This is a genomic window from Lujinxingia sediminis (assembly GCF_004005565.1).
Taxonomy (GTDB): Bacteria; Myxococcota_A; Bradymonadia; order Bradymonadales; family Bradymonadaceae; genus Lujinxingia; species Lujinxingia sediminis.
Genome location: NZ_SADD01000001.1, coordinates 1,039,582 through 1,064,901, shown reverse-complemented (window position 1 = coordinate 1,064,901; position 25,320 = coordinate 1,039,582). Strand labels below are relative to the sequence as shown.

Genomic DNA, 25,320 nt, shown 5'->3' with positions numbered 1-25,320 from the left:
CCTTACCCTACCAGCTGTTCTTTGAGCGCCGTAAGTTCCGGCGATGCATTAATAATCTGACTTAATCGCGGACGTTTAAGCTGAAGAATCTCTGCAGCCCGGGTGATATTACCACCGGTCTCTTCCAACGCACGTTTGATGCATTCATGTTCCAATCGCTTTTTAAGGCGACTCAGCGAGAGCCCGTCGGCGACGATTTGTTCGATCAACGCCTCCTCCGGATCTTCGTACACCTCCGCGTGTGCCAGCTCCCCCCACTCGGCGGTCTTGGCGCTTTGGTGAGTCGATTCGACGCGCGGCGAGATGGTGATCTCGGGAAGCGATTCATCAACCTCCGAGTTGGCGAAAAAGTCGCCAAACTCGTCGAGGTGCCGCATCTCCACACGATCGCCTTCGACAAAGAGCAACACGCTGCGCACAAAATTCTCTAACTCGCGGATATTTCCCCGCCACCGGTAGCGAGCCAGAAACTGCACCACTTCCGGCGCGAAGCTCGGCGCCGGCACACCCTTGCTAAACCTCGACGCGAAGTGGTCGAGCAGAAGCGGAATATCTTCGCGCCGCTCGCACAGCGCCGGAAGTTCGATAACGAACCCTTTGAGTCGGTAGTAGAGGTCGAGACGAAAAAGTCCCCTTTCAACGAGCTCTTCCAGGTCGCGGTTGGTTGCGGCGACCACTCGCACATCCACGCTGAGCGTCTCGGTCCCTCCAACACGCTCAAAGGTCCCCTCCTGCAACACCCGAAGCAGCGCAACCTGAGTTTTGGGAGAGATATCCCCGATCTCGTCGAGAAAGAGCGTGCCGCCGTCGGCAACCTCGAAAAGCCCTTCTTTCTGGCGCATCGCGCCGGTAAAAGCGCCTTTCTCGTGACCGAAGAGTTCGCTGAGCAAAAGTTCCTCGACGAAGGCCGCACAGTTGACCTTCACGAAGGGGCGAGCGGCCCGCGGACTCTGCCGGTGAATCGCCGCCGCCGCGAGTTCTTTGCCGGTCCCCGACTCGCCGCTAAGCAGCACTGTCGTCTCCCCCGGCCCCACCCGATCGATGGAGCGAAAGACCTGCATCAAGCGCGCATCGCAGCCCACAATCTCAGCGTAGCGCGCACGCCACGCGTCGAAGGCCGGGTCTTCGTGCCATACCTGTTCATTCGCCGCCTCCCCACGCCGATGCGGCTCGATAACATCGTCCGGGAGCTGACCGTCGAAGCTCTGAAAAAGCTCGACCAAACGGCGATGGACCGGCACCTCGAAGAAGCCAGCGCGAAACGTCTCAGGAACCCGGCGGGCTCGCTCACGCAGATCAGAAAGCGCGCGCTCGACCACCAGCATAGCGAGGTCGCGCTCACCAACCTGCTCCCAGGTCTGCGCGCAGACAACGCTGGCGTCCATGGAGTCTCGGAAAAGCCCCAGGCTACTTAACTCCGCGATCACATCACGAAGCTCTTCGGCACGAGCCTTCCCGCTTAGAAGAAGCGCACGAACTTTACGATGCATCGCCTGGCTCTGAGCATCATCGACGGCCGTAGCGGCCTCCAGCATCTGACGAGCGCGCTCCCGCTGCCCCAGTGCAATGAGCGCCTCGGCACGTCGCAAACGCATCTCTACCGCGTAAAGTCGCGGGGCTGCGCTGAGTTCGTCTTCGGCCCTCGCCAGTTCGATTACGGCCTCCTCGAACCGTCCCTGATCCAGCAGAAGTTGGCCGCGAAGCATCGCCGACCATCGTCCGGCAAAATGCCCGGAAACCGCCGGGCGTTGCTCCAAACGTTCAACCAACTCCCAGGCAGCGTCAAACGCCCCGAGGTCCTGCAGCAACGTCACCAGGTTATGAGATGCAACCTCAAAAGCAACCTCGTGGCGCTCCGCCTGAGCCGCGCGTAGCGAGCGCTCAAAGCACGAGAGCGCATCGCCATACTCACTGCGACGCTGGTGGACGATTCCCAGGTTCAGCCAGCAATTCAGCCTGGAGACGCTCGCCAGGCCAGCCTGCGATTGCTCCAGCGCCCGCCGCAGCCGACGTTCCGCCTCGTCATAATCTCGCTTCTGAACGGCGACCACTCCCAGGTTTGCCTCGGCCCGCGCCACCTCCGCCGGCAGATTATGCTGACCTGCCAGCGATGCACATCGAGCGAAGGCCTGACTGGCCCCCTCAAGATCACCGCGAAACAGATTAACCTTACCGTTAAGACTATGCGCTCCGACCACCACGTCGGCCACAAGATCTGGCCCCAGAGGCTGACTGCGCTCCAACACAAAGGTAACGCACAACGCCGCGGCTTCATGTTCGCCGAGCTGGTAGGCAACCTCCCCCTGCCCTAGAAGCAACTTCAGGCGCAGCGCGCCGATCGAAAGCAACGAGTCGTCAGCCGACTCAAGATGCCGCTCCGCCACAAGATAGCGGTTCCGCGCGAGCTCGGGTCGGCCAAGCCGAAGCAACAGCGTGGCAATTCGCATCTCCAGCGAAGCGCGCTCCTCACGCTCACGAGCGAAGCGCCGCAACCTCCCGCAGTGAGAAACAGCCTCCAGCCAGTCTCCTCGAGCCTCAGCCAATGCGGCACCAAGCTCATGAACGTCAGCCTTAATCCCCTCCTCAAGGGACTCGCTGAGCAACCGTTGCACCAGGCCGCGGGCCTCGTCCCAGCGCCCCCACTGCATCATCTGGCGTGCAGCCGGAAGTCCGAAACGCACGCCTAACTCCCGGTCTCCGGCCTCCAGCGCATGGAGGGCAATGAACCCGGAATCGCCATGAGAGCTACACGCAAGCGCGCGCTGCGCCAGCGCGGCATGAATCTGCCGACGTCGCGGCTCGCCCAGCGACGCGACCGCAGCCGCGCCGACCTCCGAGGAAGAAACGCTGAGTTGGACGCTCCCCGCATCCACCCTTCGGTGCACCAGCCCCGCGTCTCGAAGCTCTCGCAATGCCTCCGACATCAATCCTTCGATCAATCCGTCGAGAAAGGTCAGCTCCAACTCTCGCCCCGCCACTGAGAGCGCATTGAGGAGGTTGCGCGCGGTCGCCGAGAGCTTCCCCACCCGAAGCAGCGCCAGCTCATCAGCACTGGAGGGCATCGACGCGAGCATGGCCTCCAGGCGCTCCGGACAGCCACCTGTGCTCGAAAGCACGCGCTCGAGCACCCGCTCATCCTGCAGAAAGCGCTGAGTCCGCTCGCGCGAACTCCCACTCATATCAACCGCAACGACATCGAGATCAGTGCCCAGCGCCCCTACCTCCCCGGCGACCGCCACAACCACCTGGCGGGCTGATGTCCCCGGAAGCTCTACCGGACGTTGCACATGGTACGAGATAAGCGCTCGCAAGCCGGCTCGCTCCAACGCGGTCAATCGCTCGGGAGCAATCACCATAAGCACCGCTGGCGCACACTCGGTCAGAGCCTCACTTACGCCGACGACTGCGTCGCAAACCATGCGTTGGCGTTCGCTCGAACCATCGCCCGGCTGCATGCGCATGAGAAGAGAGAGCGTATCGAGTTGAGACTCCACATCTGCCAGCTGTGCGGCCTCGCCACACGCGTGAGCCCATGCTCCCAGCGCCTGTTGCAGGGCGCTACGCCAGGGCTCAACCTGGCGGGCGTCGCAAACCACGTACTCCCACCCGCGAGATGCCAGACTCTCACGAATGTTCGCCTCGTCGCGGCGCAACGCAACCTCACTGACACCCGCACAACGCACCACGCTCTGACGCCCTGCATCAAGCAATGCGTCTCCGCTTAGAGCCTGCCCGTTTCTGGCCTCATGTGATTCTTGCTCGTCACGATGCATCAAAGAGCTCCTCGCCCACCTTGAGCGGCGGGGTTCATTCCAATCCGATCTGCAAGTATAGCTTAGAGGAGCCCGAACTCCAAACCGACACCCTTTTGCGCAGCCTGGCGCCTGGCGTACACCTCACTGTTGTGATCGGCACGTGCTTCTTGCTAGGAATGAACCGGCTACGTGTTGTGCTCAACATCTGACTTCTTTGAAGAGGCTTTTTATGACCCGCCCTACCCTGATCCTCATTGCTGCCCTCGGAGCCTCATCGCTGGCCTGCGGATTTCTCGACGAAGAGATCGCAACGATCACATACGAAGAAGGCATCCCCTTCGACTTTGAAATCAACGCGGACGCACTCTGCCCCCCGGACATTGACTGCGACGCCGAGCCCCAGCCTGCCCCCGAGGCCGTCGATCTCTATCCGATCGAATTTGATATCGCCGTCGACATCGTCGAAGCGTCGGGTAACGACGAGCTCCAGGGCGTTGGCCAGCGTCTGCGCTCGGTGGAAATCACCAGCATTGACTACGAAATCACCGAGAATAGCCTCAACTTCGAACTTCCCAGCATCGACATCTACGTCGGCCCTCTCGACGCGACGAGCCCGGAGGATGAAGGCACTGTTCTGCTGACCACGATCCCCGCAACGCCCGCCGGCGAAAACGCCAGCGCGCGAGCTCCGGCTGTGGAGGAAAGCCTGGAAACTACCAGCGACCTCTTCAAAAGCCTGCAGTTTGCCGCGTTGCCTTCCAGCCAACCGCGCATCGAGGAAGGCCAGCCCTTCCCTCCCCGCGGCAGCGCCAAAGTGAAACTCACCATCAATATCAAACTTGTAGCGAACCCTCTCGATGCGATCTGAACGCTTCACCATCATGACGCGCAACGTCCTGGTGGCCACGCTTATGGCCACCGGTCTGCTGACCAGCGCGATGGCGCACGCCGAAGATGAGAGTCTTCGGCGTGCACTCCCCGACGCCGTCGAGATCCGCTACCGCGGCCTGCTCCAGGACGAAAGTGGCGCCCCGATCAGCGGCGTCTTCCCCCTGGAGTTCAACCTCTATCGCGATGGCATGGCAGCCGAGCCCCTCTGGACCGAGCGCCACTATGTCTCGGTGGTCGAGGGCCGTTATCAGGTCCCCCTGGGAAGCCATGAACCGCTGCGTGCTCGTCAGGTCGACGGACAGCGCTGGTTGGGCGTGGTGCTTGTCGGCGAGGGCGAGCTCTTGAGAGACCGGATCACGATTGCCCGGCCCGGAACCCCCGGGGAAAGTGACGCGACTGGAAGTCACGTCAGCCGCGCGGAAGTCGCCGACCGTGCCATTGAGGCCGAGCGCGCTGTCATCGCGGAGAGTGCCGACGCTCTCGGCGAATTGACCGTCGACGAGATCGAGCGCCTCTCAAACCTTGCGCTGGAACGCCTGGGCCAGCATATCGCCGATCCCAACGCCCACGAGGCGACCGCCCGCTACAAACTCGGCACCAACAGCCAGGTTCTGGACGGGGCCGGCGGCAGCGGTGGCACGCACTTCTCACTGAAGTGTCCGCCTGGCCATGTCGTCACCGGCCTTGAAGGACGCGCCGGACGTATGCTCGACTACATCACCGCCATCTGCTCGCCGCTGCAATGATTCATCTTTCCTCCTATCCCCCTCGCGCCCTGGTCGGACTTCTTATTAGCTCGACCCTGTGCGCGTGTGCGAGCCCCTCGCTTCCGCCATCCATGGAGGCGAGCCCGGGCCCAGATGCACGTGTGCCCGGCCCCACCTCGGAACTCCCGCCCGATCCTTCGGAGAGTGCACATACGCCACCCACGCCCGACGATGCCCTTCGCTACACCCAGGATCTAGCATCACCCGGCACACTTATCGCGATCCTGGAAACCTCAGAGGGCAGCGTCACCTGTGAACTATTCGAGAAACGCGCGCCCGTGACCGTTGCCAACTTTGTGGGGCTTGCGCGCGGACTTAAAGCCTACGTTGATCCTCAAACTGACCGCTCCGTTACCGGCCGGCCTTTCTTCGACGGACAGCGCTTTCATCGCGTCATCCCCGGCTTCCTGATCCAGGGGGGAGATCCGACGGGCACCGGCTATGGCGGACCGGGTTACGTTATCCCCGATGAGTTTCATTCGGAGCTTCGCCACGATCGCCCGGGCACCCTGAGCATGGCAAACCTCGGGCCTGACAGTGGTGGAAGTCAGTTCTTCATCACCGAGGTCGCCGCGCCTCACCTTGATGATCGCCACACCGTCTTTGGTCGCTGCTCAGACCTTGAGACAGTTCGTGCTATCTCACACATACCCGCCGATCCCGAAAACCGCCCGAACGAAGACGTGCAACTTCTTCGGGTCATCATCGAGCGGCGCGCCGAGTGAGCTCACGCGTCTTCCTGGTCCGACGGTTCGTCGCGCTCCTCACGCTCGTCTGAGCCCCGCCCTCGCAGCCGACTCCAGCGTCGTCCCCCTCGTGCTCGCGTGCGCTCCTCTTCGCTCTCGCCGGCACCCTCTTCCTCGACGCCCTCATTGTCACCACGCTCGCGCTTTACACTAACCTTGTTGCGCACACTCGGCTTCACAGCAGCGTCATTCGGCACAAAACGTACCTGGGTGCGCACCTCAAAACTGACGCTCGTCAGGATCTTGGTCAACTCGCCGCCGAGGTCGACGTTTTCCAGGAAGAGACGAACCTCCTTCGACACGATCCTCAACGCCTCCCGCTTGGTCGCGTCGACCTGGGTCGCAATGAAGCTCGCCGCCTCCCGCGGAAGACGTTTGTCGGTCACCACCGAGCGAATGCCATCCTCGCTGACCAAACCGCCCAGCCCGCGCTTCACGATATCCGGGAGCAATCCCTCCAGCGCTTTACCCAGCCTGGAGACCTCTTCGGCATCGGCAGAAAGCTCATCCCAGTTCTCATAGAGATGCTCTTCCTCCATCACCGTCTCTCCAGACTCCGGCGAGTCGTCGCGCGAGCGCTCATCTGCATTCTGTTGTTTCTTTGCCATGATTTCTCCATGTACTGCGCTCACGTATCCAGGCTATAGAGACTGATCCAAACTGTTAGCGGGCGACACCACGAGGCTTCGTTCAGGCACTGAGGACACGCTGAGCAGCCGCAACCCCATGACCGAAATCGACGTCTAGCCCCTGGTCCGCAAGAGCACGCTCCAGCGCACTCATTGCCACAAGCATATCAAAGCCATCAAAAAAACCGATGTGGCCGATGCGAATAAGACGATCTGCGAAATCTCCCTGTCCGCCGGCGATCGTCACCCCGTAAGCGTCTCGCATCTGCCGCACCACAGCCTTGGCCGACACCGAGTCCGGTACGAGCGCCGCAGTCACCGAGTTGGCTGGATTCTCGGCAAAAAGGCGCAGCCCCAGCGCTTCGACCCCGGCTCTGGCCGCGAGAGCGTTGCGCTGATGACGCGCGAAGAGCGCCTCGTGCCCCTCCTCCTCCATCAGTTTCAGGGCTTCCTTGAGTGCGAGCACCACAGAGATGGCCGGCGTAAACGCCGTCTGCTGACGCTTCTGGGCGTCGCGCTCCCGCCCCAGATCAAAGTAGTAGCGCGGGTGATCACTGTCGGCGTAGCGCTCCCATGCGCGCTCACTCGCAGCAACAAACGCAAGGCCAGGAGGCACCCCGAAGGCTTTTTGCGAACCGCTGACCAGCACGTCGATCTTCCACGCATCCATCGGAATGGGCTGCACACCCACCGCGGTGATCCCGTCGACTGCGAAGAGCGCCTCGGAATGCTCGCGTACAACCCTTCCCAGCGCCTCCACCGGATGCCAGGCTCCCGTCGATGTCTCGCTTGCAGACACAGTCACCATCGATGCTTCCGGCGTGGCCGTAAGCACTTCGGCCAAAACCTCAAGGCTGAGACTCTCTCCCCAGGGAACCGCAACTTCCACGACCTTCATGCCGTAGGCGCTACCCACCTCAGCCCAACGCTCGCCAAACTTACCTCCACCGATGGCAACGATCGTGGAGTCCCGACGCGTGAAGTTAATCATGGCCGCTTCAAACGCGCCGGTGCCACTGCAGGTGAGACTGAGCACTTCTGCGTCGGTCTCGAAGATCCATTGCAGTCCCTTCTGAACCTCCTCAAAGACCGCCTTGAACTCAGGTCCCCGGTGATGGATCAGCTCTCGAGCCATCGCCAGGCGCGCAGCCTCGGGAACCGGTGTAGGCCCGGGAGCCAGCAAATGTCGTTTTCCAGCCATCATCTCACCTCAACCTTAACAGGGCCGAACATCATCGTGGTGACTTATCGCAGGGGTCGCGGTCGCTATCAAGGCTCGCATCGACTTCGAATGTCACTGCTCTCAAGCGCAGAGTAAACGGACGCGCTCCGCGCCGGGTAACTTCTGCACGGCTCCACACAACTCCAACTCCAGTAGCGCGCCAAGCAGGCGAGGCACCGGCCAGGCAAGCTGCGCAGCCAGGGCATCTACAGACACACTGACATCATCGCCAACCAGTTGACGCGCCCCCTCGAAAAGGGTGCGCGCCTCATCGCTGATTTGCGTCGGAAGTGGTGCCAGCCGGGGAAGCACAGCTTGCCCCGCGGATCGATTGGCCACCGGGGAACGAGACAAAGACCGGCCCGGCTCCTCAGCCGCCCCCAACCATGCCCGCAGATCATTGGCATCAGCAACAAGACTTGCGCCGCGCCTGATCGCATCAAAACAACCGCGGCACAACTCATCCTCGGGGTCACCAGGCACCGCGGCAAGGGGGCGACCTATCCGCTCTGCTGCCTCCACAGTCAACATCGTCCCGCCCTTTCGCCCCGAACGCAGCACAAGCACACGTTGCGACATCGCGGCGATCAACTCGTTGCGTCGCGCAAAGTGGTACGAGCGCACCAACTGCCCGGGCGGATACTCGCTCACCAGCACACCTCCCGCGTGGACCACCCGCTCAAAGAGAGCGCGATGAGACGCCGGCGTAGGCTCCTCAAGGCAGCCCGGCAAAACCACAACCGTGGGCACACCCTTTTCAAGCGCCACCTCATGCGCCAGGGCGTCGGCCCCCAACGCGCCACCGCTCACCACCACACGCCCCGCAGCCGTGATTGCCTCGACAAGCATCCGTGAAACTGCCGTATCGCGAGGCCGCAGTCTGCGAGAGCCCACGACCGCAATCGCCCCCCTGGCGAGCACCTCGCAATTCCCTGAAACCCGAAGATAGAGCGGCGGATCCCGAAGTTCTTCAAGCCCGGGAGGGTATCCCGGCTCCCCACGCAACACAGTCTGCCCCGCCCAGTGCGCCATGCGCTCAACCGCCTCGGCCGGCCCCATCTCCAACTCTTCAATACGCCGCTGCGCCCCCGCACGTAAGCAAACTGCAAGCTCCTCACTGAGCCTGGCCCCTGAGCGCCACCACCCGGCAACGTCTTGATGATGAACCTCGGCAATCGCCTGGACGTCTCGCGCTTTGAGACGACCAACCCAGCCTAGCGCCGCTCGCACACCTCGCTCCTCCGCGCCCAGCAACGACCACGTCTCACTCCCCGAATTGTCGGTCATGATGCCCCCGAAAAGGCGCCCCCTACCCCGGGCGCCACAGCGCGCCTACGCCTCGTCCACCACACGCGCCAAAATAATCGTGATATTGTCCGACCCGCCGTTCTCATTGGCCTGATCAACCAGGCGCTGACAGAGAACTTCGAGATCCTCATTCTCATCCAAAAGTTGCACCAGCGCGCGGTCCGGCACCATATCTGAAAGCCCGTCCGAGCAGAAAATGAACATATCTCCCGGCTGCATCGCATGAAACTGCACGTCGATCTCGACTTCATCAGTCAGACCGCATGCCCGGGTGATCACATTCTTGTAGGGAAAGAACTCCACATCCTCTTTGGCCAGAATTCCCATCCGAACATATTCATTGGCCAGGGAGTGATCGTGGGTCACTTGCTCCAGCGTCCCTTCGCGAAAGAGATACGCCCGAGAGTCTCCGATGTGGGCAAGATAGACACCGTCCTCGGTAAAATAGGCGGAAACGATCGTCGTCCCCATCCCCTCATAAGCTTCATCAGACTCAGCCGCCTCGAACACCGCGCGGTTCGCCATCTTAAGCGCCTCGTGAATACGAAGCTCGTCGAGGTCGCGAGTTCCATCGCCTTCACCTGCCTGCTCTCCCCGGTAACCGTTGACCTGGCTGGGCATCGTCTCCCGGTAGTATTCCACGATCGCCTTGATTGCCATCGCGCTGGCAACCTCTCCAGAGCGATGGCCTCCCATCCCATCGGCAACGATGCAGAGCGCCTCATCACCATCGGAGAGATAAAAATCATCTTCGTTATGCTCGCGCGAGCAGCCGACGTCTGTAATCCCGGCACAGATTAGCTTCATCTACCTTCCTTCCATGGTCGCTGGATCACGCGACAGCGCCGACCCGAGCATCGAATCCCTGGGGTGACTCTATCGCGCTTCTCGGCGACTTCGGGCGCCCTCTGCGCCCACGTCGTCCTGGCTCTAAACACTCGCCACGGCTCGCTTCTTTCACACCGCGCAACATGTTGTACGGCTTCATGCGCCACGTGGCAACTTTCCCCCCCGACTTCGCAGCGTTATTCCCCGTAATGACGGTGCACACCGCTGAACGTCGCGGTGAAGGGCGAGGATTGCCCGCCATCGCTGGCCTGCACGAATCCATCGAATAGGCCTTCTTCGATGCGATCAACCAGCCCGTCACTGTCCTCTTCAATCAACTTGCCACTGCCGCCGAGTTGCAGCCCCATATCAAACTCGAGCCCGCGTACCATCATGTCCGCAAAGCTAAAGATTGTACTCACCGCGCTCTCGCAGAAGTTCGCCACGGTGGTGGCCTGCAGACAGTAGGAGTCCTCCGTCACGCACACCTGGCCATTGGGAATGATGCTGTTGGCCAGATCTTCGCAGCCAATCCAGTAGGCAAACGCCTCCGACATGCTCGTAGCGTTTCCATCGGTAAGCCGCGGCAGAATTACGTCGTTAAGCACGTAGATGATAAGCCGCCCGTAGCGCAGACTCACCGGGTGACGATTGATCTGAAGTTGATCGTAAGCCACGACCTGACCGGTCCAGTTTGAGCTAAGAAGCCCCAACTCAGCGAACTGCCCGTCGGCCTCCGGCACAAGCTCGATCGCGCCGCAGTCCGCCGGCGCGTTATCGGCGCAATCCCACCGCCAGTAGAGCGTCAGACCAATCCAGTTGTCCTGGCCGCTGAAGGTGTAGTTTGAGTCGAGTTTGCCGATCGACAACTCGCTGTGCACCTGAAGGTTCGCAACCACATCGCGAAGATCGCGCCCGGCGTCCCGGATCTGCCGCAGCACGGCGTTATCCTCAATGAACGCGTTGATCATATTCTGGAAGGCCTGGTCGAGATTGGTGAGGTCCAGGAAGGTATCGATCGCCGAACTGATAAGACCACCGACAAGATTGGATACCAGTGCGATAATCTCATCATAAATCGCCTGACCCGGGTTCTCGAACACATTAAGCACCCGGACAATCACCGCCCCGGCGGCTCCGCTGTCTGCGATCGCTTCGGTGAAGTCCCAAAAACTTACAACATCGTAACGCCCCACCGGATTGAGCGGCACAAGCTGCAAGAGCAACTCCACCTCGGAGGTCGTATCGGCCGAGACGGAGAGCGCATTGACACATCCCCCGGCGGCAATCTGCCCGCGCTCGCCGCGCGCCACTGCCGTGACCACGTAACGGTTGCGCGTGCCGAGCCCCTCAAAATCGATCGATTCGCCGGCAAACGACACATTACCTTCGGTCAGCGGCGTCACGCCGATCTGACCATAAGGGCTGAAATAATCGCAGTTAAGAACGTCCTCGCGATAAACCTTCACATCGATGTTGCCCAAACGCATGATTGTCGGCGCGCTATTCTCAACGCGCACGCGCAGCGTTCCAGTTTCCACCGGAGTGGACTCCAGGGTGAAACTAACCGCATTGGCATAGGGGTGATCGGCGCGAACGGTCCAGCTACCGGCATCAACACCGAAGTAGGCGCGAACCTTTGCCGCGCCCGCATCATCGGTCACCGCCGCGCGCGCCTGCAGATGAGGCGGGTTGGCCTGGGTGCCCATCACCTCAAAAGTGACCTCCTGGCCAGTTGCCGGTTCGCCAGAGAAGCGGTCGTAGACAAAGACCTTAACCTCGACCTCCCCGGTCACCTCTCCCCAGATCGTCGACTCGCCAGCCGGAACCATGAAATAGCGGTCGGTGGCGCGTGGCCCGTCGTAGTTCTCATCCTGCGGATCGCCGTTGCCCGCAGACAACCCGGGCTCACCGCATGCCGCAACGAGCATGATAGATAGACACACACCTGCAAGGCTGAACCAGCGTCTCGACACGTTCATCAGAATCTCCCTCGACTCGTACGTCGTGGAATGAATTTGAGGCATTTCAATCACATAGAATGGCTACTCAAAGTAACATCCACCCATCTGAAGATCAACGCTGCACCGTTCACAATACCACGCAAAAAAGCCCGACCACATCACGTGATCGAGCTTTAAAAGCTTCCGTGCTCTCGCCGCAGACCGTGCTGCGGTAGCCCTACTGGAAACCTTGCTCATCCGGGGCGATCAGGCTGATGCCCACGAACGTGCCGACCGCCACCAGGCTGACCCCGGCGATCGTCGCCACGGTCTTCCAGGTACTGAACTCGCGCACCTCCGCCCCGTCGACGTTATCCAGTTCGATGAGCAGGTCGTACTCCGGCGAGACAAGCTGCACATCATCCATAACGAAATTAAAGGGAGTGACCCGCTCGCGCGATCCGTCGGTCGTCAACACGGTCAACGCGTTGACCGTGGAAACCGGCACCACAATGCAGTTGGGATCCTGAGCGCCAGCATCACTCGCCGTCTCTTCAACACCCGGCTCTGCGGCGGCCTGTGCCAACGCCTGCCCGTCCATCCCCTCAAGCGAGGCTAAACCGGTCGGCTGGCAGTTCGCGTTTACCTCCACAACCTCCACCGGTTCCACAGAACTCTCCAGCTTGGCAAGTTCTTGATTGCTGATGGTGTAGGTATTGTAACAGGCCATCTGGCTAAGCGAGGCCAACGCGACCAGCGCGATGCCTTTGTGTGTCCGAAGAAACATTTACTCCCTCATGTTCGTATGCCAGAATTCGCCGCGATATGGCGGCAATTCATTTGGCCGCTGATGCTAAAGTACACCCTTACACCAGCGCAACTTAAAATGAATTCTGGCTCACGACAACCCTCCGCCGCCCGACAGGCCCTGGCGGCCTACTTCTTTGCGCTGGTCCTCCTGGCTGGCGCCCCTCTTGCCGCTCAAGGAGAGCCTCTACCCGATGAAGGGGATCGCCCCTTCAACGGCTCGTTCTCGGAGTGGAGCTTGCGAGGGTCGGTCAACACCACGACCTCGTCGTTCAGCAGCAGCCTGGGCGGCGAGCTGGCGTTTCGAACCTCGTTTCCGCTTTATCTTGGGGACACACGCCTGGCCTACCGGCTCTCCCCCCTGGGCGACTCGGAGCCTGGCCCGGTCCACGCCCTTCACCTGGCGCTAAATCTCCACCCCCTGTACCTGACCTTGCTCAGCGAAGGACTTCTCAGCCACTTCCTGGCCTCCCTTCATCTGGAATTGGGGTTCGGCCCACAACTCGCTGTTGGCCTCAATGATGGTGCTAGCTTTGGCCTCGCAGGCAGCCTCGGCGCAGGCTTTGACCTGCCCATCACCCGCGCTAACCGGGGCCAGGGCTTGTGGTTCACAGGCACGTACCGTAGGACCTGGACAACCCTGCGCTCCGGTCCCGACCAGCCCCGGGTCCACGAGCACGCCGTGCTCCTCGGACTGGCCTGGCGAACCAACGGCGTCATCTTTTAGGCTTTGTTCGTTAGCAAGCCTTGAGCCTCTGTCCTCCTTCCCCATTGATCTCTTACGCCGAGCACACGATGACTTTCGCGCGCCTCTCCTCTCTATGTCTGACCCTCGGCACGTCTCTCTGGGCCTCAGCAGCCTGGGGTGAACCCGCCCTGTCTGGTGATGAGCTCATCGACCAGAACATCCCCCCGGTTGAGTGCGCTACCGAAACGTGTCAGGCCGGCCTCAACGCTCAGGATGAGTCCAGATACCTCGACGCCGCGACCCATTTTACAGCGCACGCCGCGTCCCTCGCTCAGCCTGCAAAACGCCAACCCTGGCTGGTCAAAGCAGCCTACGCGTTCGAGCGTACTGAAGACTGGCACCAGGCCGCCCAACACTACGCGCAGGCCGCACGCATCGGCGGCGAGCTCCAGAACTTCCTCTGGACACAGGCAGCACGCGCCCAACTCAACCTCGGCGTAGACAGCCCTCTCATCGACGAGGTCCTCGCGACCCGTGCGCTCGAAGAGGGCTTTAGCGGAGGCGCCTTCTCGCTTGTACGCATCCAGACCGAACGCCACGGCCTTCCCTCCGCTGAAAGCACCGCTGCCATGCTGCGTCACGACGATTCCGACGAGGTTTGCCCCTGGCTGGTCACGACGCTCGTCGACGCGGCCCCCTCCGAGGCCCGCAACGCGCTGGCCGACCAGGCCTTCGCGCATTGCATCGATCCGGGACACGACAACGCCTTCGACGAACTCGCGTTCAACCCCTCTTCGGACTCCCGAAGAGAGCGCGCCGACCGCCTTTTCTCTGCGGTTCGCTTTGAAGACGCCCGAGTTCAACTCGACGCCATCGACATGAGCACGCTCAACACCATGGACCGCTGTCGCGCTGACTTCCGCCTGGCGCGCACGCTCTTTCGACTGCGCCAACCCGAACGCGCCGAAGCCCTCTACCGCGACGTCGTCAAAACATGCACCGACGACGCCAACGAAGACGAGCGCGTCCGCTCGCTCTACGCCGTCGGCAACCGAAACTACCACCGCGGACGTCTCGACGACGCTGAGACCTTCTTTAAACAACTTCTTGAAGATTACCCCGAGCGCTCACACGCCGACGATGCCCTCTTCTACCTGGCGCGCGTCACCCGTCAGCGAGGCGACCATCAACAAGAACTTCAACTTCTTTCGCGCGCCCTCCAGGACTATCCCGAAGGCGACATGGTCCACGAGCTGGTATGGGAGTCCCACGAAAACCTTTACCGCACTGGAGATTTCGAGGCGTTTACCAGCGCGGTGACCGCCCTCGATCTCCCGGAACGTGATGCCCAGTACTTTAGCCAGGGACGTCTCGAATACTTCGTCGGCCAGGCCTACCGCCAGCTTAGCCGCCCCGCCCTTGCCGAACGTTACCTTCAACGAGCATGGGTAAAGTATCCCTTCAGCTTTTACGGCTACCTGGCTCACCTGCGTCTGCTGGAGATGAATCTCACGCCCGAGCCCCTCTCCCCTGACTCCGAGGACACGCGCGTTACGTGGTTCGAGGGCGACTTCGCCGGATCCGGTGCCGCAACCCTTGCTGCCGCCCACCATTTTGAAGGGGCCTGCGAGTACGAGCGCGCACGCCAGCAGCAAAGCGCGCCCTCAGAATCCGAACGCTGGAGACTTGCCGGGCTCTGCCACAAAGCGAAACGTTTCCCCCTGAGCCACAACATCGCGCGACGCTCCATTCCTGGTCGCCCATGGGCGCTGCCCCGGAAAGGGCGAGTCACCCGCTGGCATGTCGCCTGGCCGAACCCTTACCAGACGATCATCGCCGATGCTGTTGAGGCCGAGCGAGCACAGGCTCCCGACATTGATCTGCACCCGGGCTTCCCCGCCTCAATCATGCGCGAGGAGTCCAGTTTCATCGAAGACGTCGTCTCCTGGGCGGGCGCCCACGGCCTTATGCAGCTCATGCCGGCAACTGCCCTCGATCACGATCGCGACATTGAAGGCCGCGCGACCCCCGAGAAATTAAAAACCGCTGAGGTCAATATCCGCGTTGGCGTCGACCACCTGTTCACCCTGGCGAACCGCCTTGACGGACACCCTGTCTTGATGGCGGCCGCCTACAACGCCGGCGCAGGCCGTATTGGCGGCTGGCTTCGACGCCAGCCCAACGATGAAATCGCTCTCTGGGTCGAAGACATCCCCTTCCTCGAGACCCGCGACTACTCCAAGCGCGTCATCGGAACCTACGCGGCCTACCAATGGCTCCAGGGAACCACCCAACTCGACGCGCGAATCGCCAACCCTGCGCGCTAGGCGTGTTCGGACCCCGTCAAAACACCTGCCCGGCCCCAAAACTCAACCCGGGGCCGTCGGCCCCGGCCACCGGAAACGCGTAGTCCACGCGCACAATCAGCCCGTAGATCTTTGGCGAGAGAAGTCGCACTCCAATGCCGGAGGTCAGGGCGGTGGCACCGAAGACTTGATCTGGATACGGCGTTACTCCCACCGCGTCCACGAAGGCAACGTGCTGAAGCACAAGCCATCGATGATCGAGTGAGGGGATGCGATACTCCGCGTTGAGCAGCCAGTAGTTCTGCCCCCGATACCGCATATTTACCGTTCCCCGAAGACCGCTCAACCCCCCGGCGCTGAACTGCAGATGCTCAGCCTCAACATCACTAAACCCGAGAATCGCCCTCACCCCCACGTTTGAGCGCCAGGGCAACGTCCAGAATTTGAGCAAACTCGCCTCAAAACGATTGGACCGGCCCTGCTCCCCCCCGAAGTGAAAGCTCTGGTTGAACCTCAGGGTCAACAGCGTGCCGTCTCGCAAATAACTATCCCGATCGAGACGACCGAATGACGTTGACACACCCAGGGTCAACGTCCGCATCGCCTCGGGCAACCCACCCCGTGCTTCTTGCGCATCGCGGCGAGCCGCTCCGATCCGGCTGTAGCTAAACCTGTCATCGGAGAACGAGAGGTAGGCTCCGGTCTTCAACCACCGTCGCCACTCCCGCTCCATCGAGCTTCCGAAGTATCTCCTTGAGAGCGAATAACCGCCGGTAAGATTCCCCTCCAGGTCGAAGACCGCATCGACGCGGTTTCCCAGCGAGCCTTCGACAAAGAGCGCCTGACGACGCGTCAGAAAACGCGGATCTCGAAACCACAACGAGTACGAATTCACCCCGGCAAGCCGGTGAAAGCTGCCCCCGAGTTGCAGGTAGCTCCCAAAGAGATTGGCGTCCTGCAATCCCACCATCAGCTCAACATCATTCCCCCCTCGCCCAAAGCGAAAGTTCGGCAACAGGGTCCACCGCTCATCAACCCGTACCCGAAGCAGACGCCCTGGCTCCATATGGGTATTTACGCCGCCCACAGCGGCGACTGTCGTATCCACGACATCGACGCTCACCGCCCGAAACAACCCGGTGTTTCGCAGCCGCTGCACACTTTCATCAAGCTGCGCCTGGTTGATGCGATCGCCCTCGCCGAAGAGCAACTCTTGCTCAATGACGGATCTGCGCGTGCGCAGCAGCCCTTCGACTACAATCGCATCGACTCGGTACTCCCCGCCCGAAGGAACCTCCTCGCCCCCCTGTGCCTGCGCCTTGCCCCCGAACGCCAGGCAAACCAGCGCACAAACAGCGGCAACGCTCCTCGGAGCTCGCCCTTTAAGCATTCCGGTCTTCTTCCAACGCATACTGAGCAACCTTGCGTATCAAGTTGCGGCGAGAGATTCCCAGGTCTTTGGCGGCCTGTGTTTTGTTCCAACCGGCGCGCTCCAGGCCCTCAACGATCATTTGCCGCTCCAGCAACGCCATCGCCTCCGGCAAGTTGTACCCCTTGAGGTCAACCACCGGGGCCGCCTCCACCTCCCCGACGATACGACGACTCAGCCAGGTCTCATCGATCACTTCTTCATCGCCCGAAAGAATCGCCAGGCGCTCAATCTCATTCTCCAGCTCACGCACATTACCGGGCCACTTGTAGCGCCGAAGGTAGGTCATGCAACTCTCGCTGAAACGTTTCACCCCCCGACCATGACGCTTGGCCGTCGCGCTCAGGAAGTGGCGTGCTAGAAGCTCGATGTCATCACCTCGCTCTTTCAATGCCGGAATCTTCAACTCGATCACACGGATGCGATAATAGAGGTCCTGGCGGAACTCTCCGCGGGCGACCATCGCCTCCAGGTCGCAATTCGTCGCGCAGATCACCCTGACGTCGACTTTTCGCACCTGGTTGTCCCCGACCCGAAGAAATGTTCCCTCCTGAAGCACCCGCAGCAACTTCGTCTGCAGCATCGGATCCATATCGCCGATCTCATCGAGCAAGAGCGTGCCGTGATTGGCGGCTTCAAAAAGCCCCGCACGGTCACGATGCGCCCCCGAGAAGGCACCTTTCACATGCCCGAAGAGCTCACTGGCGATGAGGTCACCGGGGATCGCCGCGCAATTCACCGCCACAAATGCTTCATCGCGCCGTCGGCTATGCCTGTGAACAGCGCGTGCCACCAGCTCCTTGCCCGTTCCGTTCTCACCGGTCACAAGGATGGTCGAGTTGCTCCGGGCCACTCGCTCGATCTGGCCGAAAAGCCGAGCCATCGCATCGCTCCCCCCGAGCATTTCCGCAAAACGCTGCGCTCCGGGCTCATAGGTCGGCGCATGCTCATCGCTCAACACGCCGGTCATCACCTGCGCGATACGCTCACCGATGCGATCCATCCAGCGTCGGTCTTCCCGACCGAGCTGCGGGACCCGGGGGCCATTTCCTTCTTCAATCGCTTCAAGCACATGCCGTGGAAGCATCGCTCGAATCGACTCCAACGCTCCGGCCGCGCTCTCCGAGTTTACAAATCCGGCGCAGACCACCGCAGCCCGGGCCCCCTGATAGCGCAGCGGGTAGAGGTGCGCGCAAAATCCGGGCGCGCTATCCACAACGACCCGCCCGCTCTCCTCCTCGGCCTCCTGACACGCCTGAAACCAGCTACGCACCGTCTGCGCGTAGGTCACTCGCTCCGACTCGTCGCCCCAGCGTCCTCGTGTATCAGCGAACACGTCGAAGAGCGTAGCCCCTCCACCCTGACCACCGGTGCCTCCTAACTCCACGACTTCCCCGGAGCAACTGACAAGCACCACGCGCACCTGCAGGTTCTCACTCAGTAGCGCCGCCAGCTCCTTTACCGCTGCGTTGAGACTCAACGCGTTCCAGTCTACGATGCTACTCATCTCGGCCACTTGCCTCGGGTGTTCGTTTGCCCATCAAATGCTCTTGTGTCGGCTTCGTCGCGACTATAACAAAGGCGACGACCGTGGAATACCCCGCATCTGTGCCCTACACCTTATCCTTTAAACGCTTCGCATCGAGACATCTATGAGTTCTTCGTCCTCGGGCTGCGGCCCCCTGGTTGTCATCCTCATCGCCATCTTCTGTGGAACCCTCGGGGTCATGACCGGCGCGGGAGGTCTTTACCTCTACCTCTCCCAGAGTGCCGATGGGCTTGAACAACTAAACCTCGGCCGTCCAGCGGCCGTCACAGAAGCCACCTCCTCGGCAACCTCCAGCGACGAGGTGTATGCAATGGCCTATCCCATCACCGACACCCTGCAGTTCCAGGGCAAGATCGATGAGGGCAGTGTCCGCACCCGCATCACCAACGAACGCTCCGCCTTCCAACGCTGCTACCAGCGCATCCTCGATAAAAATCCCGATGTCCGCGGCGAACTCTCCCTTCAGTTCACCGTCTCCGGATCGACCGGTGAAGTCATCGCCGCCGTCACCCGCGACAACTACACCAACAGCGATGCGCTGGCCGACTGCGTCACCGGGGAACTTAAGAAGTGGCGCTTCCCGGCCCCTGAGACCTCCCAGATCTCCGTCGTTCGTTTTGAAGCGCTCTTCCTCCCCTTCCGCGCTGAAAAAGGCTGAGCTCGCTCATCCTTCGGGCCGGGTGAACACCCGGCCCGGCAGGCGCCCCCTCGTTCATCAGCGCTATTTGCCCAACAGGTACTTGCGTATCGCCTCGCGATGCTCCTGATAGGTTTTTGAGAAGTGGTGCCCACCCTGCCCATCCCGCCTGGCCACAAAATACAGAAACGCCAGATCCTCAGGCTCCTCACTGGGCTTGAGCGCCGCCAGCAGGGACGCCTGCCCCGGGTTAGCGATCGGACCGGGGGTCAACCCATCAATCACATAGGTGGAGTAGCGGTTGAGCTTGTCGTGACAATAGCGGGGGTGAGGCACCTCCCGATAGGTTTCGGCTCCGTAAACGCAGGTCGGGTCTGTCTGCAAACGCATCCCCCGATCGAGCCGATTGTAAAAGACCCGCGCAACGCGCTCGCGTTCACTTTTCACGCCCGTCTCCCGCTCCACCAGCGACGCCATGATCACCACATCATGCAGCTCAAACCCGTAGTCAGACTTCAACGCCTCCAGCGCCGGGCGATGCACCTCCACCAACGGACCGATGACGGCCTCCCAACGGGCATGCAACCGCCGTATCACCGCCTCAGCCGACGCCCCCTGGTGAAATCGATACGTATCCGGGAACAGATACCCCTCCACGCTCTCCCCCTCGATTCCCAGCTCCTCTAAAAACACCGGATCGTGTGCCTTCTCCAGAAACTCCGAGCGGCTCCCGAGACCAATGGCTTCGATGCGATCGGCAATGTGAAAGATCGTCCACCCCTCCGGGATGGTCACGGCCACCTCTTCCGCCAACCCGCCACGCCGCACCACCGATGCCAGCTCCTCCAGGCTCAACGGTCCCGCCAGGTGAAAGGTCCCCGCCTTCGCCTCCTTCGCCAGACCACTTCGACGCCCCCACACATCAAAATAATGCGCTGGCTCCACCAGCCCCGCATCCGCAACCCGACTCACAACCCCCGGCCACGCCGTCCCCTCCGGAATCACAAGTGTCCGCGTCTCTCCTTCCTCCAACACGGGACGAGTGATCACTCTCTGATAATGCGCGTACACACCGGCGGCAGCCGCCCCCACCACGATGAGCGCTGCTCCGACCAGCGCTGCCACCCAACGCCAAAGTCGCCCCCACCCCCCGCCCTCATGCTTCGCCTTCTTCATGCGTCGACTCCCCGCGCTCATCGTCTCACCCTCGCTCCGACTCAATCCTCAAGCGGTCCATATATCCCTGCAAGATATGGCAGGCCGCCACCTGATCGATCGCCTCTTTGCGCCGCTGACGCGAGACATCCGCCTTGAGCAAACTTCGCTCCGCCGCCGTCGTCGTCAGCCGCTCATCCCACCGCACCACCTCGACCTGATGTCCCTTCCCCACCAACGCCTTCTCAAACGCTCCCATAAACTTGCGCACCCGTTCGACGGCGACCCCCTCTCGTCCTCGCATATCCAACGGCCACCCCACCACAACCACCCCTGCCTCATACTGTCCCACAAGCTCAACCAGGCGCCGCGCCGCCCCCGGCAACCCTCGCACCTCGATCGTCTCCACCGGCATCGCCATCGTTCCCAGAGGATCGCTCACAGCTACACCCACCCGCCGCGTCCCGACATCTACGCCTAACATTCGCCCTGATACCATTCTCACTCCTCGATTCGCCGAATCAGCTCGGCGCGCGGCCCGGTTGTTGACCCCGGCCCCACGGTAGTAATCTTCGCCCCGGCGTTCGCCTTCCCCTCCCTTTCGCCACCGCGCGCTCCTGACCGGGACTTACCCCATGTTCGATCGACTCGCCACGCTCGTCTTAAAACACCGCCTGGCCACCATCATCGTCTTCGCCTTTATCACCCTGGCCAGCCTGGCGCTCGCCCCCCGCATCAACTTCAACTTCACCCCGCAGCAACTCTTCGAAGGCCGCGGCGACGACGCGTCCTACCGCGAGACCTTCGCCGAGCGCTTTGGCCGCGAGGACAACCTCATCATCGTCCTCATCGAAGCCCCCGACGTGCTCGCACCTCCGGTGGTCACCTTCATCCGCGACCTCACCTACGAACTTCGCCGCGTCGAAGACATCGTCGACGCCCAGTCCCTGGCCACCATAGCCATCCCTCGCCCCGACAGCCTCAGCTCAGAGCCCTTCCTCGGCGATCTCTCCAACCAACTCGCCAGCGCTCCCTCTCCATTCAGGGCTACTCCGGTCAGCGTCGACCAGGCCGGGGAACTGGGCGACTTCGCCCTCAATGAACCCCTTATCGCAGGCCGCCTCATCAGCCTCGACGCCTCCAGCGCCATCGTCGCCGCCCGCATCGACACCCGCCTCCAGGACGTCAATGACCTGCGCACCCTCAATGAACGCGTCGCCGAGCGACTCGCCATGTACGAGCTTCCGCCCGACACCACCGCTACCCTGGCCGGTGTCCCGCCACTCCGCGTTGAGATCGTCGACAGCCTGCGACATGAGCAGCTGATCTTTGTCCCCCTCACCGCTTTTATTTACCTGCTCGTCCTCATCTTCCTCTTTCGCTCCCCCGGTGGCGTCATCCTCCCTCTGGGCACCGTCCTCATCGCTCTTCTGACCACGCTGGCGATGCTCGTGCTCACCGACTACCCCATCAACATCATCAACAACGTCCTCCCCACCCTGATCTTCGTCATCGGCATCTCCGACAGCATCCATATGCTCACCCGGCAAGCCGAAGAAGTCGAAGCCGGACGCCCCCACTCCGAAGCCATCCGCCAGATGATCCGCCACACCGGCGTGGCCTGCCTCCTCACCACCGGAACCACAGCCATCGGCTTCTTGAGCCTCTTCAGCGCCGAAACCACAATCCTTCGCAACTTCGGCTGGCAAGCTGCCTGCGGCGTGATGTTCGCCTACCTGGCTACCATCCTCTTTCTCCCTGCCGGCTTGAGCTTCATGCGACCTGCACGTCGCATTCACCCCGCCCCGGATGCGCCCAACGCAGACCGCCAGGTCCCCACCCTGGAACGCCTCCTGATGCGCGCCGGCGAGGTCCTCCTCTCCCGTCCCTGGACCGTGCTCACCGTCTCCCTACTCGCCAGTGGTGCCCTCATCGCCCAGGCCTCCAACGTCGTCATCGACACCCAGATCCTCGAAGTCTTCTCCGAAGATCACCCCACCTTCATCTCCACCCGGACCCTCGAAGATGACTTAAGCGGCATCCTCCCCATTGAGATTAGCCTGGAATCCCCCGAGCGGGACCGCTTCAAAGCTCCCGATGTCCTCGCCAGCATCGATACCCTCCAGCGGTCCGCCGCCCTCCACAGCATTGTGCTCAGCACCGAATCCCCACTCGACTACCTCGGCGCCGCACGCGCCGCTATCACCGGCGACCCCGGGCAGCGAGTTCGTCTCCCAGAAACGCCAGAACAGGTCGAACAGCTCCTCCTGCTCATCTCCGACGCCCCCGACTCACGCTCCGGCATTCACGCATTCGTTACCAGCGACTTCCGCAACGCCCGCATTCTCCTCCGTGTGCGAGACGCCGGCGCCAAGGCCAACCTTAAACTCGCCAGAGAGCTCCACGCCAACCTCCAGGACGCATTCCCCCCCGAAAGCAACATCTCCTACCGCCTCACCGGTGACGCCTACGTCGCCTCTGCCGCTCTCGACTCCTTTATCCGGGACCTCATCGTCAGCATCCTTCTGGCACTCGGCCTCATCCTCTTGCTCCTGAGCCTGGTCTTCCGATCCATCAAAATCGGCATCATCAGCCTTCTCCCCAATGCGCTCCCCCTCCTCATGACTCTTGGCTACATGGGATGGGCCGGCATCAACATCAACACCACCACCATCATCATCTTCGCCATCAGCCTGGGTATCGCCGTCGATGATTCCATTCACTTCTTCGCTCGTTTCATCGAAGAACTCCCCCGAACCGACTCCCTCAAAGACGCGATTCTCAACACATACTTCGGCGCCGGACGCGCCATCCTGCTGACCAGCGTCCTCCTGCTCATTGGCCTTAGCGTTCTCACCTTGAGCGACTTCGTCCCCACTCAGCAATTTGGCGTACTCACCGCCATGACCATCGCCGGTGCACTCGTCGCCGACCTGATCATCCTCCCGGTACTCCTCTACCTGGTCCTGGGCCGCTTCCCTCTGAACCTTCGAAAGCAACCTATCACCACGACCTGAGCACGGAGTGAGGGCGACATATCCCAAACAAAAAGCACCGCGAGCAAAGCGAACAACGCAGACAATGCATCAACATCATCCGGGCGTTGCAACGCCGCACGCGGTGCTTTCAGAAGTGACAGTACGGACGCAGCATCACCACGAACTCACAGCCTTACCCCTCCCCCCTCGACCTTACGACGCCTTCGGCCGAATCACCTCGATGCCGTGCATATAGGGACGAAGCGCCTCGGGCACCGTCACCGACCCATCCTCATTCTGATAATGCTCCAGAATCGGAATGAGAATTCGCGGGCTCGCAGCCAACGTATTGTTGAGCGTGTAACAATAACGCATCTGCCCCTCCTCGTTGCGGTAACGAATCCCGCTACGACGCGCCTGGTAGTCATACAGGCTCGAGCAACTGTGCGTCTCCGAATACATCCCTCGCGAAGGCATCCAGGTCTCGATCTCATGCTTGAGCACCTGTCCCAGCCCAATCTCCCCGGTGCACGCAAGCGCAACCCGATACGGAAGCTCCAGCTTCTGCATCAGCGCCTCCGAGTTCCCCAGCAACTCCTCATGCAGCGCGCGCGATGTCGCCTCATCGGCCTCACAGATGATCACCTGCTCGACCTTCGTAAACTGATGCACCCGGTACACGCCACGGGTATCGCGCCCCGCGCTCCCCGCCTCCCGCCGGAAACACGGCGAGTACCCGCAATAGCGGCGAGGCATCGTCTCCCGCTCAAGGATCTCGTCGGCATTGAGGCTCACGAGAATCACCTCGCTGGTACCCACCAGATACTTATCCTCCTTCTCCAGGTGGTAGGTATCCTCCTGGCCGTACGGGAAAAACCCCGTCCCCAGCATCGCGCTCTCATTGACCATCAATGGACCAATGATCGGCTCATACCCCCGCTCTACCATCAGGTCCATCCCCAGGCGCATCACCGCCATCTCCAGCAGCGCTCCGGCACCGCGCAACGCATACGAACGCGCCCCGCCCACCTTGATCCCCCGCTCCTTATCGATGATCCCCAGCAGCTCGCCGAGCTCCTCATGATCTCGAGGCTCAAAATCGAAGGTGCGCGGCTCACCCACGTGCCGGATCACCTGATTATCATCGTCGGTCTCCCCGATCGGCACCTCCGGGAGAGTCACGTTGGGCACCATCAGCATCAACCCTTCGTACGCCGACTGCACCTCGACGAGCTCCTCCTCGTAACTCGCCAGATCCTCCTTGAGCTGCTTACCCTCTTCAATAAGCGCCGGACGCTCCTCCTTCGAGGCCTTCGGAATCGCCTGGGCAACCTCGTTGCGTCGCGCCCGAATCTTCTCCGAACTACTCATCAAATCACGACGACGCTCGTCCAGCTCCAGCAACCGGTCAATATCCACGTCGAAGCGCTTGTTGCGGGCCGCTTCCTTGACCGTTTCAACGTTCTCGCGAATGAACTTGATATCCAGCATGGTGAATGCCTCTTGGGTGCTTAAACATGGAGAGCGACGGCGAGTGCTGGCGCTCAAGGATCGTCGCGACCGAATAGCACATCGCACGCGCCCTTTTCCAGCCTCGCCAGCGCCTCTCCCCGGGGGAATCAGCCCCCCTCCTACCTTGTTCTTGCCAGTGTCAGTACAAGGTCGGAGACCATCGAGATGAT

19 protein-coding genes are annotated in these 25,320 nt (G+C 61.5%); 7 read left to right on the top strand and 12 right to left on the bottom strand.

From position 1 onward, the window contains the following. Positions 1–2 precede the first annotated feature (2 nt). The gene (locus EA187_RS04360) at positions 3–3,773 is read right to left on the bottom strand and encodes a sigma 54-interacting transcriptional regulator (RefSeq protein WP_127779296.1); all 3,771 of its coding nucleotides are present in this window, start codon (positions 3,771–3,773) and stop codon (positions 3–5) included. 211 nt (positions 3,774–3,984) lie between these two features. Between EA187_RS04360 and EA187_RS04355 the strand changes: the two genes are divergently transcribed. The 3 genes from EA187_RS04355 (at position 3,985) to EA187_RS04345 (ending at position 6,138) form a co-directional block, all read left to right on the top strand. Further along, positions 3,985–4,623 carry a hypothetical protein gene (locus EA187_RS04355; RefSeq protein WP_127779295.1) on the top strand — a complete coding sequence of 213 codons (639 nt, stop codon included), beginning with the start codon at positions 3,985–3,987 and terminating at the stop codon, positions 4,621–4,623. Next, positions 4,613–5,392, top strand: a complete 780-nt coding sequence (locus EA187_RS04350) for a hypothetical protein (protein WP_115602740.1) — start codon at positions 4,613–4,615, stop codon at positions 5,390–5,392. Before EA187_RS04355 ends, EA187_RS04350 begins: the two co-directional genes overlap by 11 nt. A 236-nt stretch (positions 5,393–5,628) precedes the next feature. Next, complete coding sequence (locus EA187_RS04345; protein WP_347343331.1) at positions 5,629–6,138, top strand: peptidylprolyl isomerase; 510 nt, start codon at positions 5,629–5,631, stop codon at positions 6,136–6,138. Positions 6,139–6,140: 2 nt separating this feature from the next. On the opposite strand, the gene EA187_RS04340 is transcribed toward EA187_RS04345, so the two are convergent. The 6 genes from EA187_RS04340 to EA187_RS04315 all read right to left on the bottom strand — a co-directional run bounded on the left by EA187_RS04340 (position 6,141) and on the right by EA187_RS04315 (position 12,876). Continuing rightward, positions 6,141–6,767 (bottom strand): hypothetical protein, encoded by a 627-nt coding sequence (locus tag EA187_RS04340; RefSeq protein ID WP_127779294.1) that lies wholly within the window; start codon positions 6,765–6,767, stop codon positions 6,141–6,143. Positions 6,768–6,849: 82 nt separating this feature from the next. Further along, positions 6,850–7,989, bottom strand: a complete 1,140-nt coding sequence (locus EA187_RS04335) for a pyridoxal-phosphate-dependent aminotransferase family protein (RefSeq protein WP_164855975.1) — start codon at positions 7,987–7,989, stop codon at positions 6,850–6,852. Between the two features lie 102 nt (positions 7,990–8,091). Further along, entirely contained in the window at positions 8,092–9,297 is a 1,206-nt protein-coding gene (locus EA187_RS04330) for a DNA-processing protein DprA (RefSeq protein ID WP_127779292.1), read from the bottom strand. Positions 9,298–9,342: 45 nt separating this feature from the next. Beyond that, complete coding sequence (locus EA187_RS04325; protein ID WP_115602745.1) at positions 9,343–10,125, bottom strand: Stp1/IreP family PP2C-type Ser/Thr phosphatase; 783 nt, start codon at positions 10,123–10,125, stop codon at positions 9,343–9,345. 218 nt (positions 10,126–10,343) lie between these two features. Then, entirely contained in the window at positions 10,344–12,047 is a 1,704-nt protein-coding gene (locus EA187_RS04320) for a hypothetical protein (protein WP_127779291.1), read from the bottom strand. A 280-nt stretch (positions 12,048–12,327) separates the two neighbouring features. Beyond that, positions 12,328–12,876 (bottom strand): hypothetical protein, encoded by a 549-nt coding sequence (locus EA187_RS04315; RefSeq protein ID WP_115602747.1) that lies wholly within the window; start codon positions 12,874–12,876, stop codon positions 12,328–12,330. 99 nt (positions 12,877–12,975) lie between these two features. On the opposite strand from EA187_RS04315, the gene EA187_RS04310 reads away from it, so the two are divergent. Together EA187_RS04310 and EA187_RS04305 are read left to right on the top strand one after the other, a co-directional pair. Next, the gene (locus EA187_RS04310) at positions 12,976–13,623 is read left to right on the top strand and encodes a hypothetical protein (RefSeq protein ID WP_127779290.1); all 648 of its coding nucleotides are present in this window, start codon (positions 12,976–12,978) and stop codon (positions 13,621–13,623) included. Between the two features lie 68 nt (positions 13,624–13,691). Then, a complete protein-coding gene (locus EA187_RS04305) occupies positions 13,692–15,911 on the top strand; it encodes a transglycosylase SLT domain-containing protein (RefSeq protein WP_115602749.1) in 2,220 nt (739 codons plus the stop codon). Positions 15,912–15,927: 16 nt separating this feature from the next. Here the strand turns inward: EA187_RS04305 and EA187_RS04300 are convergent, their stop codons facing one another. Further along, a complete protein-coding gene (locus EA187_RS04300; RefSeq protein ID WP_127779289.1) occupies positions 15,928–17,301 on the bottom strand; it encodes a BamA/TamA family outer membrane protein in 1,374 nt (457 codons plus the stop codon). Next, a complete protein-coding gene (locus EA187_RS04295) occupies positions 17,273–18,826 on the bottom strand; it encodes a sigma-54 interaction domain-containing protein (protein ID WP_127779288.1) in 1,554 nt (517 codons plus the stop codon). Before EA187_RS04295 ends, EA187_RS04300 begins: the two co-directional genes overlap by 29 nt. A 145-nt stretch (positions 18,827–18,971) precedes the next feature. On the opposite strand from EA187_RS04295, the gene EA187_RS04290 reads away from it, so the two are divergent. After that, the gene (locus EA187_RS04290; protein ID WP_127779287.1) at positions 18,972–19,526 is read left to right on the top strand and encodes an AgmX/PglI C-terminal domain-containing protein; all 555 of its coding nucleotides are present in this window, start codon (positions 18,972–18,974) and stop codon (positions 19,524–19,526) included. Between the two features lie 63 nt (positions 19,527–19,589). Here EA187_RS04290 and mltG read toward each other — a convergent pair whose 3' ends face one another. Both mltG and ruvX read right to left on the bottom strand, forming a co-directional pair. After that, a complete protein-coding gene (gene mltG / locus EA187_RS04285; RefSeq protein WP_164855974.1) occupies positions 19,590–20,681 on the bottom strand; it encodes an endolytic transglycosylase MltG in 1,092 nt (363 codons plus the stop codon). 25 nt (positions 20,682–20,706) lie between these two features. Next, a complete protein-coding gene (gene ruvX / locus EA187_RS04280) occupies positions 20,707–21,144 on the bottom strand; it encodes a Holliday junction resolvase RuvX (RefSeq protein ID WP_283808536.1) in 438 nt (145 codons plus the stop codon). A 151-nt stretch (positions 21,145–21,295) separates the two neighbouring features. On the opposite strand from ruvX, the gene EA187_RS04275 reads away from it, so the two are divergent. Then, positions 21,296–23,677: an efflux RND transporter permease subunit gene (locus tag EA187_RS04275; RefSeq protein WP_127779284.1), complete on the top strand. Its 2,382-nt coding sequence runs from the start codon at positions 21,296–21,298 to the stop codon at positions 23,675–23,677. Between the two features lie 174 nt (positions 23,678–23,851). On the opposite strand, the gene serS is transcribed toward EA187_RS04275, so the two are convergent. Then, positions 23,852–25,129, bottom strand: coding sequence for a serine--tRNA ligase (gene serS / locus EA187_RS04270; RefSeq protein WP_127779283.1), 1,278 nt, complete (start codon positions 25,127–25,129; stop codon positions 23,852–23,854). Positions 25,130–25,320 lie beyond the last annotated feature (191 nt).

Bases quoted from the DNA above. Each gene is read 5' to 3' on its own strand.
- EA187_RS04290 (WP_127779287.1), top strand. From the start codon at position 18,972: ATGAGTTCTTCGTCCTCGGGCTGCGGCCCCCTGGTTGTCATCCTCATC.
- EA187_RS04325 (WP_115602745.1), bottom strand. From the start codon at position 10,125: ATGAAGCTAATCTGTGCCGGGATTACAGACGTCGGCTGCTCGCGCGAG.
- EA187_RS04315 (WP_115602747.1), bottom strand. From the start codon at position 12,876: ATGTTTCTTCGGACACACAAAGGCATCGCGCTGGTCGCGTTGGCCTCG.
- EA187_RS04335 (WP_164855975.1), bottom strand. From the start codon at position 7,989: ATGGCTGGAAAACGACATTTGCTGGCTCCCGGGCCTACACCGGTTCCC.
- serS (WP_127779283.1), bottom strand. From the start codon at position 25,129: ATGCTGGATATCAAGTTCATTCGCGAGAACGTTGAAACGGTCAAGGAA.
- EA187_RS04300 (WP_127779289.1), bottom strand. From the start codon at position 17,301: ATGCGTTGGAAGAAGACCGGAATGCTTAAAGGGCGAGCTCCGAGGAGC.
- EA187_RS04295 (WP_127779288.1), bottom strand. From the start codon at position 18,826: ATGAGTAGCATCGTAGACTGGAACGCGTTGAGTCTCAACGCAGCGGTA.
- EA187_RS04330 (WP_127779292.1), bottom strand. From the start codon at position 9,297: ATGACCGACAATTCGGGGAGTGAGACGTGGTCGTTGCTGGGCGCGGAG.
- EA187_RS04340 (WP_127779294.1), bottom strand. From the start codon at position 6,767: ATGGCAAAGAAACAACAGAATGCAGATGAGCGCTCGCGCGACGACTCG.
- mltG (WP_164855974.1), bottom strand. From the start codon at position 20,681: ATGAAGAAGGCGAAGCATGAGGGCGGGGGGTGGGGGCGACTTTGGCGT.
- EA187_RS04350 (WP_115602740.1), top strand. From the start codon at position 4,613: ATGCGATCTGAACGCTTCACCATCATGACGCGCAACGTCCTGGTGGCC.
- EA187_RS04275 (WP_127779284.1), top strand. From the start codon at position 21,296: ATGTTCGATCGACTCGCCACGCTCGTCTTAAAACACCGCCTGGCCACC.
- EA187_RS04355 (WP_127779295.1), top strand. From the start codon at position 3,985: ATGACCCGCCCTACCCTGATCCTCATTGCTGCCCTCGGAGCCTCATCG.
- EA187_RS04310 (WP_127779290.1), top strand. From the start codon at position 12,976: ATGAATTCTGGCTCACGACAACCCTCCGCCGCCCGACAGGCCCTGGCG.
- EA187_RS04360 (WP_127779296.1), bottom strand. From the start codon at position 3,773: ATGCATCGTGACGAGCAAGAATCACATGAGGCCAGAAACGGGCAGGCT.
- ruvX (WP_283808536.1), bottom strand. From the start codon at position 21,144: ATGTTAGGCGTAGATGTCGGGACGCGGCGGGTGGGTGTAGCTGTGAGC.
- EA187_RS04305 (WP_115602749.1), top strand. From the start codon at position 13,692: ATGACTTTCGCGCGCCTCTCCTCTCTATGTCTGACCCTCGGCACGTCT.